Source organism: Erwinia phyllosphaerae (assembly GCF_019132875.1).
In the GTDB taxonomy this organism is placed as follows: Bacteria; Pseudomonadota; Gammaproteobacteria; order Enterobacterales; family Enterobacteriaceae; genus Erwinia; species Erwinia phyllosphaerae.
This window is the reverse complement of record NZ_JAHSPF010000020.1, coordinates 1-15,362: the sequence shown is the minus strand read 5'-3', so window position 1 is coordinate 15,362 and position 15,362 is coordinate 1. Positions and strand designations below refer to the sequence as shown.

General features: G+C 54.4%; 13 protein-coding genes and 1 tRNA gene. 4 read left to right on the top strand and 10 right to left on the bottom strand.

Features of this window, described 5'->3' with window-relative positions:
* Nucleotides 1-2,025: a DNA helicase Rep gene (gene rep / locus KUE00_RS21360; protein ID WP_246762463.1), complete on the bottom strand. Its 2,025-nt coding sequence runs from the start codon at nt 2,023-2,025 to the stop codon at nt 1-3.
* Between the two features lie 87 nt (nt 2,026-2,112).
* Between rep and ppiC the strand changes: the two genes are divergently transcribed.
* Nucleotides 2,113-2,394, top strand: a complete 282-nt coding sequence (ppiC, locus tag KUE00_RS21355) for a peptidylprolyl isomerase PpiC (RefSeq protein WP_246762461.1) — start codon at nt 2,113-2,115, stop codon at nt 2,392-2,394.
* A 108-nt stretch (nt 2,395-2,502) separates the two neighbouring features.
* Here ppiC and ilvC read toward each other — a convergent pair whose 3' ends face one another.
* Entirely contained in the window at nt 2,503-3,981 is a 1,479-nt protein-coding gene (gene ilvC, locus KUE00_RS21350; RefSeq protein WP_246762459.1) for a ketol-acid reductoisomerase, read from the bottom strand.
* Between the two features lie 153 nt (nt 3,982-4,134).
* Here ilvC and ilvY point away from each other — a divergent pair, with 153 nt between their 5' ends.
* Nucleotides 4,135-5,016: an HTH-type transcriptional activator IlvY gene (gene ilvY / locus KUE00_RS21345; protein ID WP_246762457.1), complete on the top strand. Its 882-nt coding sequence runs from the start codon at nt 4,135-4,137 to the stop codon at nt 5,014-5,016.
* Here ilvY and ilvA read toward each other — a convergent pair.
* The 6 genes from ilvA to KUE00_RS21315 form a co-directional block, all read right to left on the bottom strand.
* Nucleotides 5,013-6,557 carry a threonine ammonia-lyase, biosynthetic gene (gene ilvA, locus KUE00_RS21340; protein WP_246762456.1) on the bottom strand — a complete coding sequence of 515 codons (1,545 nt, stop codon included), beginning with the start codon at nt 6,555-6,557 and terminating at the stop codon, nt 5,013-5,015. The genes ilvY and ilvA overlap by 4 nt on opposite strands.
* Before the next feature lie 5 nt (nt 6,558-6,562).
* The gene (gene ilvD, locus KUE00_RS21335; protein ID WP_246762449.1) at nt 6,563-8,413 is read right to left on the bottom strand and encodes a dihydroxy-acid dehydratase; all 1,851 of its coding nucleotides are present in this window, start codon (nt 8,411-8,413) and stop codon (nt 6,563-6,565) included.
* A 60-nt stretch (nt 8,414-8,473) separates the two neighbouring features.
* The gene (locus KUE00_RS21330; protein ID WP_246762447.1) at nt 8,474-9,400 is read right to left on the bottom strand and encodes a branched-chain amino acid transaminase; all 927 of its coding nucleotides are present in this window, start codon (nt 9,398-9,400) and stop codon (nt 8,474-8,476) included.
* 18 nt (nt 9,401-9,418) lie between these two features.
* The gene (gene ilvM / locus KUE00_RS21325; RefSeq protein WP_246762446.1) at nt 9,419-9,676 is read right to left on the bottom strand and encodes an acetolactate synthase 2 small subunit; all 258 of its coding nucleotides are present in this window, start codon (nt 9,674-9,676) and stop codon (nt 9,419-9,421) included.
* Nucleotides 9,673-11,319: an acetolactate synthase 2 catalytic subunit gene (gene ilvG / locus KUE00_RS21320; protein ID WP_246762445.1), complete on the bottom strand. Its 1,647-nt coding sequence runs from the start codon at nt 11,317-11,319 to the stop codon at nt 9,673-9,675. The genes ilvM and ilvG overlap by 4 nt, the downstream gene beginning before the upstream one ends.
* A gap of 149 nt (nt 11,320-11,468) precedes the next feature.
* Nucleotides 11,469-11,567: an IlvGEDA operon leader peptide gene (locus KUE00_RS21315; RefSeq protein ID WP_125290746.1), complete on the bottom strand. Its 99-nt coding sequence runs from the start codon at nt 11,565-11,567 to the stop codon at nt 11,469-11,471.
* 346 nt (nt 11,568-11,913) lie between these two features.
* Between KUE00_RS21315 and KUE00_RS21310 the strand changes: the two genes are divergently transcribed.
* Nucleotides 11,914-13,431: a YifB family Mg chelatase-like AAA ATPase gene (locus KUE00_RS21310; RefSeq protein ID WP_246762431.1), complete on the top strand. Its 1,518-nt coding sequence runs from the start codon at nt 11,914-11,916 to the stop codon at nt 13,429-13,431.
* Nucleotides 13,432-13,492: 61 nt separating this feature from the next.
* Here the strand turns inward: KUE00_RS21310 and KUE00_RS21305 are convergent, their stop codons facing one another.
* Nucleotides 13,493-13,831, bottom strand: coding sequence for a MaoP family protein (locus KUE00_RS21305; protein WP_246762429.1), 339 nt, complete (start codon nt 13,829-13,831; stop codon nt 13,493-13,495).
* A gap of 121 nt (nt 13,832-13,952) precedes the next feature.
* Here KUE00_RS21305 and hdfR point away from each other — a divergent pair, with 121 nt between their 5' ends.
* Nucleotides 13,953-14,777, top strand: coding sequence for an HTH-type transcriptional regulator HdfR (gene hdfR / locus KUE00_RS21300; RefSeq protein ID WP_246762428.1), 825 nt, complete (start codon nt 13,953-13,955; stop codon nt 14,775-14,777).
* 426 nt (nt 14,778-15,203) lie between these two features.
* On the opposite strand, the gene KUE00_RS21295 is transcribed toward hdfR, so the two are convergent.
* Nucleotides 15,204-15,279 (bottom strand) — tRNA-Trp (locus tag KUE00_RS21295).
* Nucleotides 15,280-15,362 lie beyond the last annotated feature (83 nt).

Below are 15,362 nucleotides of genomic sequence, written 5' to 3'. Positions count from 1 at the left end.
TTACCCGGTGCTTTTTGCCTTATCCAGCATCGCCCTTAATCCGGCCACGCGGCTCTGCCCCGTTTGCATCCGCTGTTCCGGGCTAACTACTTTGCGCTCGGTTTCCCAGTTCAGATCGTCCTGCGGCAGCTCCAGCAAAAAACGACTCGGCTCTGGTCGAATAACTTCGCCATACTGGCGCCGTTCGCGGCACAGCGTAAACGTCAGCTCCTTCTGCGCCCGCGTGATCCCCACGTATGCCAGCCGGCGCTCTTCTTCTACGTTGTTTTCGTCAATGCTGCTCTGGTGCGGCAACAGCCCTTCTTCCATGCCGACAAGATAAACGTAAGGAAACTCCAGCCCTTTCGAAGCGTGCAGCGTCATGAGCTGGACCTGATCCATATCTTCCTCGCTTTCGCCGCGTTCCATCATGTCGCGCAGCGTAAAGCGCGTCACCACCTGCGTCAGCGTCATCGGCTCGTCGATATCGCTGCCTTCCAGCATTTCCGTCATCCACTGAAAGAGCATATTGACGTTTTTCATCCGCATTTCGGCGGCTTTCGGGCTGGCGGAAGTTTCAAACAGCCAGCTCTCATAATCGATACCGCGAATTAAATCGCGTACTGCGGCAATCGGTTCACGCTCTGCCAGCACGGCAATTTCCTGCAGCCAGAAGGTGAAACGCTGTAGCGATTCCAGCCCGCGTCCGGTCAGCGTCTGTCCCAGCCCCATATCGAAGCTGGCGGTAAACAGGCTCTTGTTGCGCTGCATTGCCCACTCGCCCAGCTTTTGCAGCGTGGCTGGCCCGATTTCACGCTTTGGCGTATTGACGATGCGCATAAAGGCGCTGTCGTCGTTGGGATTGGTCAGTACGCGCAGATAGGCGAGTAAATCTTTGATTTCCGGACGCGAGAAAAATGAGGTTCCGCCAGAAATCCGATAGGGGATCCGGTTTTGCATCAGCATTTTTTCAAAAACGCGCGACTGATGGTTGCCCCGGTAAAGAATGGCGTAATCTTTGTACTGCGTTTTATTAATGAAGTGATGCGCTATCAGTTCGCCCGTTACCCTTTCGGCTTCATGATCTTCATGGTTGGCCGTGACCACTTTTAGCTCCGCGCCGTAGCCCAGCTCTGAAAAGAGCCGTTTTTCGAAAACGTGCGGATTGTTGGCGATCAGGATATTGGCCGCTTTCAGAATACGTTCCGACGAACGGTAGTTTTGCTCCAGCTTTATCACCTGCAGCGCCGGAAAATCTTCCTTTAGCAGCACCAGGTTTTGCGGCCGCGCGCCACGCCAGGAGTAGATTGACTGATCGTCATCACCTACCACGGTGAAACGGGCGCGAGCGCCGACCAGCAGTTTAACCAGCTCATACTGGCTGGTGTTGGTATCCTGGTATTCATCCACCAGCAGATAGCGGATACGCTGCTGCCAGCGCTCGCGCACTTCCAGATTGCGCTGGAAAAGCAGCGTCGGCAGCAGGATTAAATCGTCAAAGTCCAGTACGTTACAGGCTTTCAGATGCTGGTCATAAAGTCCGTAACAGTGCGCAAAAATCTTGTCGCGTTCGGACGTGGCTCCCGCCGCTGCGCGGCCAGGATCCAGCAGATCGTTTTTCCAGTTAGAGATCGTCGAGACCAGCTGCTGTAACAGGTTTTTATCGTTTTCCAGCCACTGCTCGGTCAACTCTTTAAGCAACGCCAGCTGATCCTGGTCGTCAAACAGGGAAAAATTTGATTTCATTCCCAGCGCGGCATATTCACGCTTGATGATTTCCAGCCCCAGCGTGTGGAAGGTAGAAATCATCAGGCCGCGCGCTTCTTTACGTCCCAGGGTTTGCGCCACGCGCTCTTTCATTTCGCGCGAGGCTTTATTGGTAAACGTCACCGCCGCAATATGGCGAGCCTGATAGCCGCATTCGCGGATCAGGTGAGCAATTTTATTGGTAATAACACGCGTTTTGCCCGAGCCTGCACCGGCCAGCACCAGACAAGGCCCGGTGACAAATTCGACGGCGTGTTGCTGACCAGGATTAAGACGCATAGGGTTTTACTCGATGAAATGACAGAGGGAAAGAAATCACAGCGTGGTAGTATAGCCAGCAGCATCCATACGACTCAAGGTACGATCATGGCAAAAACCGCAGCAGCACTCCATATCCTTGTAAAGGAAGAGAAACAGGCGCAGGAAATTCTGGCACAGCTGGAGCAAGGCGCAGATTTTGAAAAGCTGGCCAAAAAGCACTCCATTTGTCCGTCAGGTAAAAAAGGCGGCCATTTAGGCGAGTTTAAACAGGGCGCCATGGTGCCGGCTTTCGATAAAGTGGTGTTTTCCTGCCCGCTTATCACGCCTTACGGCCCGCTGCATACGCAGTTTGGCTACCACATCATTAAGGTTCTGTACCGTAACTAACGACCGCCAGGGGATAATTGTCCCGGTCACGGTAGCGGCATAAAAAAAGCGCGGGATTTCCCCCGCGCCTGCAAACGTTAAAGCGCGGGCCAGCCCGCGCTTCTTATCTTAGCCAGCTACTGCAATACGTTTCATATCGGTCATATAGCCACGCAGCTTGCGGCCAACGGATTCGATAGGATGGTTACGGATAGCTTCATTAACGTCGCGCAGCTGTGCGTTATCGACGGAAGCGGAAGCTGTCGCCGCCTTGCCCAGATCGCCTGCCTGCAAGGTGGTCATAAACTCTTTCAGCAGCGGAACGGCCGCGTAAGAGAACAGGTAGTTACCGTATTCGGCAGTATCAGAGATAACCACGTTCATTTCATACAGGCGCTTACGTGCGATGGTGTTGGCAATCAGCGGCAGCTCGTGCAGCGACTCGTAGTAGGCAGACTCTTCAATAATGCCTGCATCCACCATGGTTTCAAACGCCAGCTCAACGCCTGCTTTGACCATTGCGATCATCAGCACGCCCTGATCGAAGTAGTCCTGCTCGGCGATTTTACCTTCAAACTGCGGCGCGGTTTCAAAAGCGGTTTTCCCGGTCTCTTCACGCCAGCCCAGCAGTTTTTTGTCGTCGTTGGCCCAGTCAGCCATCATGCCGGAAGAGAACTCGCCGGAGATGATGTCGTCCATGTGCTTCTGGAACAGCGGCGCCATAATGGTTTTCAGCTGCTCGGACAGCTCAAAAGCGCGGACTTTAGCCGGGTTAGACAGACGGTCCATCATCAGCGTGATGCCGCCCTGCTTCAGCGCTTCGGTCACGGTTTCCCAGCCGAACTGAATCAGTTTTTCCGCGTAAGCCGGATCGGTACCCTCAGCCACCAGCTTGTCGAAACACAGCAGCGAACCGGCCTGCAGCATACCGCACAGGATGGTCTGCTCGCCCATCAGGTCAGATTTCACTTCCGCCACGAAAGAGGATTCCAGCACGCCAGCACGATGGCCGCCGGTTGCAGCTGCCCAGGCTTTGGCAATCGCCATGCCTTCGCCTTTCGGATTGTTTTCCGGGTGCACGGCAATCAGCGTCGGCACGCCAAAACCACGCTTGTACTCTTCACGCACTTCCGTACCCGGACATTTTGGCGCAACCATCACTACGGTGATGTCTTTACGAATTTGTTCGCCCACTTCCACGATGTTAAAACCGTGCGAATAGCCCAGCGCGGCGCCATCTTTCATCAGCGGCTGGACTGCACGTACTACCGAGGTGTGCTGCTTGTCCGGAGTCAGGTTAACCACCAGATCGGCCTGCGGGATCAGTTCTTCGTAGGTGCCTACTTTAAAACCGTTTTCAGTCGCTTTACGCCATGAAGCACGCTTCTCTGCAATCGCCTCGGCGCGCAGTGCATAAGCGATATCCAGGCCAGAATCACGCATATTCAGACCCTGGTTCAGGCCCTGAGCGCCACAGCCAACGATGACGACCTTTTTGCCTTTCAGGTAGCTTGCTTCATCCGCAAATTCATCGCGCGCCATAAAGCGGCATTTACCTAATTGCGCTAACTGGTTGCGCAGGTTCAAAGTATTGAAATAGTTAGCCATGGTAACTCCTGAGGTTGTGTTCGTCTTTTATTTGTCGGTGATGTGTATCACCCTCTTGATTCCCATCTTATGACAGGAAATGCATTGCTTAAATTGATATATTAACAACGTCATATTGCAATTACTGCAACGCTAAAATGAGGCCTGAAGCGCATGGATTTACGCGATCTAAAACTTTTTCTTCACCTGGCCGAAAGCCGCCATTTTGGCCGCAGCGCGCGAGCCATGCACGTGAGTCCCTCCACGCTTTCCCGCCAGATTCAGCGGCTGGAGGAAGATCTTGGCCAGACGCTGTTTCTACGCGATAACCGCACCGTTACGCTGACCGATGCCGGAGAGCAGCTGCGGCAGTTCGCCCAGCAAACGCTGTTGCAGTATCAGCAGCTGCGCCACGCTATCGGTCAGCATGGTCCGTCGCTGAGCGGCGAACTACGCCTGTTTTGCTCGGTGACCGCCGCCTACAGTCATTTACCGCCAATCCTTGATCGTTTTCGCGCAGAGCATCCGCTGGTGGAGATCAAGCTAACCACGGGCGATCCCGCCGATGCGGTGGAAAAAGTGCAAAGCGCCGAGGCCGATATCGCTATCGCCGGACGACCGGAAACGCTGCCTGCCAGTATTGATTTTACTGCGCTTGGCCCGATCCCGCTGGTGCTGATTGCGCCCGCGCTGCCCTGTCCGGTACGTAGCCAGGCCAGCCAGCCCGAACCCGACTGGACGCAGATTCCATTTATCCTGCCCGATCAAGGGCCAACCCGGCAGCGTATCGATTTATGGTTTCGCCGCCGCCGCATTGCCAGTCCGCTGATTTATGCCACCGTGGGCGGACATGAGGCGATTGTGTCGATGGTAGCTTTAGGCTGTGGCATCGCGCTGATCCCCGATGTGGTGCTGGAGAACAGCCCGGAGCCAATCCGTAACCGTATTCTGGAACTGGAAAACATTGATATTGTCGCCCCGCTGGAGCTGGGCGTTTGCGTGCAAAGAAAGCGGCTCAACGAGCCGCTGATTGATGCGTTCTGGAGCCTGCTTTAACCGGCCAGGAAGAAGCTGAAAGCCGGGTTAGCGGTTTCGTTGTGAAAATCGTAGCCCAGCGCGGTCAGGTGTTCTTCAAACTGCGGCTCGCTGTCGCTCAGTTCGAATCCTGCCAGCACGCGGCCATAGTCGGTGCCGTGGCTGCGGTAATGAAACAGCGTAATGTTCCAGTGCGTGCCCAGCGTCTGCAAAAAGCGCAGCAGCGCGCCGGGCGCTTCCGGAAACTCAAAGCTGTACAGGCGCTCGCGCAGCGGTTTAGATGGACGACCGCCAACCATATAGCGCACGTGCAGCTTTGCCATTTCATCATCGGAAAGATCGACCACCTTATAGCCGCCTTCATCCAGCAGCTGCAATATTTCACTGCGTTCTTCCAGGCCACGCGTCAGCCGGACGCCGACAAAAATGCAGGCGTTATCGGGATTAGCGAAGCGATAGTTGAACTCGGTGACCGAGCGACCGCCCAGCAGCTGACAGAACTTCAGAAAGCTGCCTTTTTGTTCCGGAATAGTTACCGCCAGCAGCGCTTCACGCTGTTCGCCCAGTTCGCAGCGTTCGGAAACATAGCGTAAACCGTGGAAGTTAACGTTAGCGCCAGAAAGAACATGCGCCAGACGTTCACCCTTGATCTGATGCTGCTGGATATACTTTTTCATCCCGGCCAGCGCCAGTGCGCCAGAAGGCTCCGCAACGGCGCGCACATCTTCAAACAGGTCTTTCATTGCCGCACAGATGGCATCGCTGTCTACGGTGATGATGTCATCCAGATATTCCCGGCAAAGCCGAAAGGTTTCGCTGCCGATGCGTTTTACCGCCACGCCTTCGGCAAACAGCCCCACGCGCGGCAGATCGACCGGTTCACCCGCTTCCAGCGCGGCTTTCAGACAGGCTGAATCCTCCGCCTCAACGGCGATAACTTTTATTTGTGGCATCAGCTGTTTGATCAGCACCGCCACGCCAGCCGCCAGGCCGCCGCCGCCCACGGGCACAAAAATGCGATCGAGATGCGCATCCTGCTGCAGCAGCTCCATCGCCAGCGTTCCCTGGCCCGCGATGACCATCGGATGATCGAACGGCGGCACAAAGGTGTAGCCCTTTTGCTCCGCCAGCTCGAGCGCTTTCGCTTTGGCTTCGTCAAAGTTAGCGCCAAACAGATAAGCCTCACCGCCAAACGCCCGCACGGCTTCCACTTTGATGTCTGCCGTCGCCAGCGGCATCACGATCAGCGATTTAATTCCCAGCCGGGTTGCCGACAGCGCGACGCCCTGAGCATGGTTGCCTGCCGAAGCGGTGACTACGCCGTTGGCTTTTTGCTCTTCGTTCAGCGAAGCGATCATCGCATAGGCACCGCGCACCTTGAAGCTGTGCACCGGCTGGCGATCTTCACGTTTAACCAGCACCGTATTGCCCAGACGAGAAGAGATTTTCTCCATCTTTTGCAAAGGCGTCACCTGTGCGACCTCGTAAACCGGCGAACGAAGCACGGCTCGTAGATATTCCGCGCCGCAAGGCTCGGCGGGTAGCGGTTGAGACTCAGCCATTCTTTTTAGCCTCCCAGCTTGCTCTTATCACGTACCGCGCCTTTGTCCGCGCTGGTTGCCAGTAAGGCGTAAGCACGCAGAGCAAGGGAAACCTGACGCTCGCGATGATGAGGCGTATAAGCCGCGTCACCACGCGCCTCTTCCTCTTCACGACGGGCATGCAGCTCGTTGTCCGGCACGTCCAGCTTGATGCCGCGGTTTGGAATATCGATGTCGATCATGTCGCCATCTTTTACCAGCGCAATGGTGCCGCCGCTGGCCGCTTCCGGAGAGGCGTGACCGATAGAAAGACCTGAAGTGCCGCCCGAGAAGCGTCCATCAGTAATCAGCGCACAGCTTTTACCCAGGCCCATCGATTTCAGATAGGTGGTTGGATAAAGCATTTCCTGCATGCCTGGCCCGCCTTTCGGCCCTTCGTAGCGGATAACCACTACGTCACCGGCAACCACTTTTCCGCCCAGAATAGCGGTTACCGCATCGTCCTGGCTTTCATACACTTTGGCCGGCCCGCGGAATTTGTGGATCTCTTTCTCCACGCCAGCGGTTTTAACGATACAGCCATCTTCGGCGATGTTGCCGTACAGGATGGCAAGGCCGCCGTCCTGGCTATAGGCGAACTCGCGGGAACGAATACAGCCTTCCTGACGGTCGTCATCCAGCGTGTCCCAGCGCGTATCCTGCGAGAAAGCCTGGGTAGTACGGATACCGGCAGGGCCAGCACGGAACATCTTTTTCACCGCTTCGTCTTTGGTCAGCATGATGTCGTACTGTTCCAGCGTTTCGTTCAGGCTCAGGTTCAGCACGTTTTTGACGCTGTTGTCCATCAGGCCCGCGCGGTTCAGCTCGCCAAGAATGCCGAGAACGCCGCCTGCACGGTGCACATCTTCCATATGGTATTTCGGCGTGCTTGGCGCGACCTTGCACAGATGCGGCACCTTGCGTGACAGGCGATCGATATCGGACATATTGAAATCGATTTCGCCTTCCTGCGCTGCCGCTAACAGGTGCAGCACGGTATTGGTTGAACCGCCCATGGCGATATCCAGCGTCATCGCGTTTTCAAAAGCGGCTTTGCTGGCGATGTTGCGCGGCAGTGCGCTTTCGTCATCCTGCTCGTAATAGCGTTTAGCCAGCTCGACAATGCGCTTGCCGGCATTCAGGAACAGCTCTTTACGGTCAGCATGCGTCGCCAGCAGCGAGCCGTTGCCCGGCTGTGACAGGCCCAGCGCTTCCGTCAGGCAGTTCATTGAGTTCGCGGTAAACATACCGGAACAGGAACCGCAGGTAGGACAGGCAGAGCGCTCGATTTTGTCGCTGTCTTCGTCGCTGACGTTCGGGTTCGCCCCCTGGATCATTGCATCGACCAGATCCAGCTTGATGATTTTGTCGGAAAGCTTGGTTTTACCGGCTTCCATTGGGCCGCCGGAAACAAAGATCACCGGAATATTCAAACGCAGGGAGGCCATCAGCATGCCCGGCGTGATTTTGTCGCAGTTAGAGATACAGACCATGGCATCCGCGCAGTGGGCGTTAACCATGTACTCTACCGAGTCGGCAATCAGCTCGCGCGAAGGCAGAGAGTAAAGCATGCCGCCGTGCCCCATCGCGATGCCATCATCAACGGCGATAGTGTTGAACTCTTTGGCGACGCCGCCGGAAGCTTCAATCTGTTCGGCAACCAGCTTGCCCAGATCGCGCAGATGGACGTGACCCGGCACAAACTGCGTAAAGGAGTTCACTACGGCAATAATGGGTTTACCAAAATCGTCATCGGTCATTCCCGTGGCGCGCCACAGCGCGCGGGCACCGGCCATATTACGGCCATGGGTGGTAGTGGCGGAACGGTACTTAGGCATGCTCATACTCCAGAATCAGACGGTATACGGACGCCAGACGGCGCCCGTCAATTTTCATTATTATGGGTTTACCGGATCTAACCAGCCCCATTTGTCTTCGGTTTCGCCAGTGAACAGCCCAAAGAAGGCGGACTGAATACGCGTTGTCACCGGACCACGTTTACCTTCACCTACCTGAATACCGTCTACGCTGCGTACCGGCGTGATTTCTGCTGCGGTGCCGGACATAAAGATTTCGTCGGCCAGGTAAAGCGATTCACGGGACAGCACCTGCTCGCGGACTTCGATACCCATATCTTTCGCCAGCTTGATGATGGCGTCACGCGTGATGCCCGGCAGCGCGGAAGAGGTAAACGGCGGCGTAAACAAAATGCCATCCTTCACTTCAAACAGGTTTTCGCCCGCGCCTTCAGAGATATAACCCTGCGTATCCAGCGCGATGCCTTCCTGATAGCCGTGACGACGCGCTTCGCTGCCCACCAGCAGAGAGGAAAGATAGTTACCACCCGCCTTCGCCGCCGTTGGCAGCGTATTTGGCGCTACGCGGTTCCAGGAAGAAACCATCGCGTCAATACCTTGCTCCAGCGCTTCTGCGCCCAGGTAAGCGCCCCACGGGAAAGCGGCAATAATCACGTCAGTGCTGTAACCGTCCGGCGGGTTCACGCCCAGACCAACATCGCCGACAAACACCAGCGGACGAATATAAGCGCTGGTCAGCTTGTTGACGCGCAGCACTTCACGGCACGCTTCCATCAGGTCATCGACGCTTTGCGTCACCGGGAAACGATAGATTTTTGCTGAGTCGCGCAGGCGCTGCATGTGTTCACGATGGCGGAAGACTACCGGGCCTTTGTGCGAGTCGTAGCAGCGGACGCCTTCAAATACAGAGGTGCCGTAGTGCAACGCGTGGGACATGACGCTTACCTTCGCTTCTTCCCACTTAACCATCTCGCCATTGAACCAGATAAAGTCAGCTTTCTTCGTCATTCTTCTTTCCTTTCGCGCTCAGGCGCGGATTTGTTGTGTTGTCTGGTGTTGGATATGAACGGTAGCTACATCCATCAGCTTGCTTAACTGTGTCGACAGTAAATCGACCGGACGTTGGCTGGCAACGGTCATTTCAATATTAATATTGCCGCTGTTTTCGCCAGAAGACATATTCATGGCGCAAATCTGGAAGCCACGATGGCGAACGACGCGCAGGATACGCTCCAGGATTTCGGGACGCGGACGCGCCTCAATGGATAACTGATGCTGCATCATGAGGTTTTCTCCATCATATTTTCGTTGCTGGCGCCCGGCGGCACCAGCGGCCAGACGTTTTCTAATTCATCAATGGACACGTGCAGCATATAAGGGCCTTTGCTGTTCAACATGGCGTCCAGCGCGGCTTCTACCTGATCTTTACGCATAATGCGCTGGCCGGGAATGTCAAAGGCGCGTGCCAGCATCAGGAAATCCGGGTTATCAGACAGGTTGGTTTCGCTGTAGCGTTCTGAGAAGAACAGCTGCTGCCACTGGCGCACCATGCCTAAGCGCTGGTTGTCCAGCAGCACGATTTTCAGCGGCAGCTGCTTACGCTTGATGGTGCCCAGCTCCTGGACGTTCATCATAAAAGAGCCATCGCCCGAGACGCAGATGACCGTATCGTCAGGGCGCGCCACCTGAGCACCCACGGCGGCTGGCAGCCCAAAGCCCATCGTGCCCAGGCCGCTGGAAGTAATGAAATCTTCCGGCTGGTTAAAGCTTACATGCTGTGCCGTCCACATCTGGTGCTGGCCAACATCTGTGGTCACTACAGCGCTGGCAGGTTTACGATCGGAAAGCTGCTTTAAAAACAGCGGCGCATAAATGGCTTCGCCCGGATGATCGTAACGCCAGCCGTGATCCGCCTTCAGCGCCTGCACGTGGTCGCGCCATGCAGTAATGTCTGTTGGATGATACAGGTCGGGTAATAACTTATTGAGATCGCCGCGCAGGGCAACATGCGCCTGGCGCAGTTTATTGAGTTCAGCCGGGTCGATATCCATGTGGATAACGCTGGCGTGGGGAGCGAATGTATCAAGCTTACCCGTCACGCGGTCGTCAAAACGCGCGCCCACGGCAATCAGCAAATCACACTGCTGCACGGCGAAGTTAGCCGCTTTAGTACCGTGCATGCCCAGCATACCCAGATAGCAGGCATCCTGAGGATCGGGTGCGCCCAGGCCTTTCAGCGTGGCGACAACAGGAATACCCGTTTCGCGGGCAAATGAGCGCAGTGCGCCAACGGCGTTCGCCATACCTACGCCGCCGCCTACATACAGTACCGGCTTTTTGGCCTGGGCCAGCATAGCCCGCGCCTGCTGCAGCTCCTGATGAGGATGCTCTGCGTCATCTTCAACCGGCAGCAGATGCGCGGTCAGATCGCCGCTGGCTAACTGAATATCTTTAGGAATATCGATTAAAACCGGGCCCGGACGACCAGACTGTGCAATGGCAAAAGCCTCAGCCATCACTTCCGGCAGCTCTTCCAGAGAACCCACCAGGAAACTGTGTTTAGTGCAGGCCAATGACAAACCCAGCACGTCGATTTCCTGAAAGGCGTCGGTGCCGATCAGGCCGCCAGCAACCTGGCCGGTAATGGCCACAACCGGCACGGAGTCCATCATTGCATCCGCCAGGCCGGTAATAAGATTGGTCGCGCCAGGGCCAGAAGTTGCGATGCAAACGCCTACCTTGCCGGTAGAACGGGCATAGCCAATGGCGGCCATAGCAGCGCCCTGCTCATGACGGCACAGTAGGTGTTCGACGCCGCCATCATAAAGCGCGTCATAGACGGGCATAATTGCACCACCCGGATAGCCGAAAACCGTCTCGACCCCCTGCCCACGCAACGCCTGAACCACCCACTGAGCACCATTCATAGTTATTTCCCCGCCTCTCGCTGGGAACAACAGCATTTTATTCTACTGTTCATCTTCTGTTCCTCTGTCGTTAATACACTGGAAGCCCTGCCAAAAAAAAACCCCCGGACCTTTCGGTGCGGGGGTTCTTCTGAAATCAGGCTTGATTTTTAAGCCTTTCTTCCTCCGAGCGTAGCCCCGCACGGCGTGATAATAATCACGACGACGTTGATAATGACAAGGCTTAGGACTCGTAGAAGGGCTTTCATTTAGTTTCGATAAATTCACTTGTTCGAAGTAATGCCTACAGAGTTATCACAGTTAGCGGATCGCATTCAACTTTTTTCATCATTTTATTTTTTGGCGCAAGCCATGATTAATTAAAAAGCACTTATTAATCAACCCATAACCCAAATCCTGAAAATTATTCATTACGCACCCGACGTAACGTTTTATGCCGGTTATCGCCGCTGCTTTAACTTGCGAGATGCATCGAAAAATTATGCGCAACAATGTTGCCGCCAGCAATTTTTCTGCGAGCTGTCTTCGTAAACAAAAATTGGGGCATCGTATTTGTATTCGCCAGCGGACAAAATAACGCCAAAAGGAGTTTTTATGTCGTTATCTATAGCCTACACCCGTGCCGCCATTGGCGTAGAAGCGCCGCTGGTCACCGTTGAGGTTCATCTGAGTAATGGTCTGCCTGCGCTTACGCTGGTTGGCTTACCGGAAACAACGGTAAAAGAAGCCAGAGAGCGTGTGCGGAGCGCATTGATAAACTGCGGTTTTTCTTTCCCTGCCAGGCGCATTACCGTCAATCTCGCCCCTGCGGATTTACCCAAGGAAGGCGGCCGATACGATCTGCCTATTGCCATAGCGATTCTGGCGGCCTCAGAGCAAATTTCCGGAGAAAAACTGGGGAAGTATGAGTTACTGGGAGAACTTGCGCTGACGGGGGCTCTGCGGGGCGTACAGGCTGCGATCCCTGCAGCGATGGCCGCGGCCGACGCTAACCGTGAGCTTATCCTCTCTTGCGATAATCGGGATGAGGTTGGTCTGGTACGTCATGCGCACAGCCACCTGGCAACCAGTCTGCTGGAGGTGTGTACTTTTCTGAACGGCCAGGCACCGCTGGAAAAAGCTTGCTATAACGCGGCCGCCCCCCTTTTCCCACCTGAAGACCTGAATGAAATTATCGGGCAGCAGCAGGCAAAAAGAGCGCTGGAAGTGGCTGCCGCCGGCGGCCATAACCTGCTGTTAATCGGGCCGCCCGGCACAGGAAAAACGATGCTGGCCATGCGGCTTGCCGGGTTGTTACCGCCGTTAAGCGACAATGAAGCGCTGGAGAGCGCCGCTATTGCCAGCGTGGTTAGCTCATCGCTTATTCAGCATCAGTGGCGTCAGCGGCCTTTCCGTGCACCTCATCATACTTCTTCACGCTATGCGCTGGTCGGCGGTGGAGCATTACCTAAGCCTGGCGAGATATCGCTGGCCCACAACGGCATCCTGTTTCTGGATGAATTACCGGAGTTTGAACGTAAGACGCTGGATGCCTTACGGGAACCTGTCGAATCTGGCAGTATCTCTATCTCGCGCGCACGGGCAAAAGTAACCTGGCCAGCACGTTTCCAGCTGATAGCGGCCATGAACCCCAGCCCTACAGGTCAACAGGGCGCCAGACACGATCGCAGTACTCCACAGCAAACGCTACGTTATTTGAGCCGCTTGTCAGGCCCGTTTCTCGAACGTTTTGACCTTTCACTGGAAGTTCCGCTTTTACCGCCGGGTACGTTAAGCCAGCCTGCAACAAGTGAATCCAGCGCGACGGTACGACAACGCGTTCTGTCAGCAAGGAAAATTCAGCAAGCGCGTGCCGGAGCAATAAACGGAATGTTGAAACCGCATGAAATCCGTCAGCACTGTGACATTGAGAGTAAAGACGCAAAGTGGCTGGAAGAGGTGTTAAGCCAGCTGGGACTTTCTGTACGAGCCTGGCAACGCATTTTGAAAGTTGCGCGCACCATTGCCGATCTGGCGGAAGAGAAAAGCATTAAGCGGGAACATTTACACGAGGCTTTAAGCTATCGTGCTATCGACAGGTTGTTAATTCACCTGCTCAGGAGCCTGGAATAAGGTTTTGCCTTGCAAAAAAGCGTTTATCACTGACAATAAAGGGGCCGAAGCCCCTTTATCATTAATCATCGCTGTCCGAATAGTCTTCCACACCTTCCATCTGCGGCTTGCCGCCGGAAAGCGTGTGAAAACGCTTGGGACGCTTGATTCGCGTCATATATTTTGACCAAACCCGTTCGGCTTCGGTTTGAGGCTCACGTATGCCACGGCATACCTCAATAAACAGACGCTCTTCTTCCGTTGCCGGTTCACGCTTTGCCAAATCCAGCTCGTTAAAAGCGTAACCATAACGCTCAAGAAGTTGAGCTTCTTTGATGGTGAAATCACCGTGACGCGAGAAACCGCGCGGGTAATGTTTATTATCAAAAAAACGATTCGTTGTTGCGAAGCTTTCCGCCATTTTACACGCTCCTAACTCTTTTATGGCCGTGCTATTTATGGCGCGGAGTATTAGATACGCTTGACAGAGTGTAAAACAAAACATTTAAATCATGACGACAAATGATTTTCAGGAGACGGATGTGGATACGGAATTATTAAAAACCTTTCTTGAAGTGAGCAGAACTCGCCACTTTGGACGTGCCGCTGAAGCGCTCTACCTTACGCAATCTGCCGTTAGCTTTCGTATCAGGCAGTTGGAAAACCAGCTTGGCGTCAACCTCTTTACCCGTCATCGTAATAACATTCGTCTGACCTCGGCAGGTGAACGGCTGCTCCCTTATGCCGAAAGCCTGATGAGTACCTGGATCATGGCGAAAAAAGAGGTAGCCCACACGCAGCAGCACCATGAGCTTTCCATCGGAGCCAGCGCGTCCTTGTGGGAGGCGTATCTGACGCCGTGGCTGCAAACGCTGTATGAAAACCGAGAAGATTTGCATCTTGAAGCAAGGGTAGCCCAGCGACATTTGCTGGTGAAGCAGCTACATGAGCGTCAGCTCGATCTGCTCATTACGACCGAAGCGCCAAAAATGGACGAGCTTACCAGTCAGCAAATTGGCCATATCTCTCTTACGCTTTATCGTTCGCGAAAATCGGAGAAACGTGAGAAATATGACTACATTAAGCTGGAATGGGGGGCGGACTTTCATCAACATGAGAGCTACCTGGCAGGTGCCGATGATGTGCCGGTCTTGACGACAACCTCGGCTCATTTGACGCGTCAGCTGCTGCATACAACCGGTGCCTGCGCTTTCTTACCGGATCTCTGGCACAGCGAATATGCGGATCTGATTGTGATCCCCGATACGCCTGTCGCCGTCAGGCCGCTTTATGCAGTCTGGTTACAAAACAGCGATCAGCAGGCGCATATCCGACAGCTGCTGAAGTTCCCGGTCAATACGCCATAGTTCAACGCATTAGATGGTCAGCTCTCTGACCATCCAGATAGTTCAACGCAGCAGATGGTCAGGTCTCTGGCCATCTGCCATTATTCAGCGTAGCAGATAAACAAGTCTCTGGTTATTTCATAGTTCAGCGCAGCAGCTGAGCAAATTTATGACTATTTACCCTATCTCAGCACAGCAGAGATCAACAAAGCCTGGGTCATTGGCTATATTTCAGCACAGCAGATAAACAAAGCCTGGATCGTTGATTTATAGCTTAGTGCTATAGATGGGAAGATCTCTGGCCATTCTGGGTTTATTTTGAATAGCGTATCTACGTTTTTGTTAAGATTTTTTGCTAAAAAGAAGTGAATGAAAAAAGAAAGGATACAGAAAGACATTTTCAGGACAAAAAAAATCCTTTGCCGAAGCAAAGGATTATTTTTTATTTGGCAGGGGCGGAGAGACTCGAACTCCCAACACCCGGTTTTGGAGACCGGTGCTCTACCAATTGAACTACGCCCCTAAAAGGGTGGCGGAACGGACGGGGCTCGAACCCGCGACCCCCTGCGTGACAGGCAGGTATTCTAACCAACTGAACTACCGCTC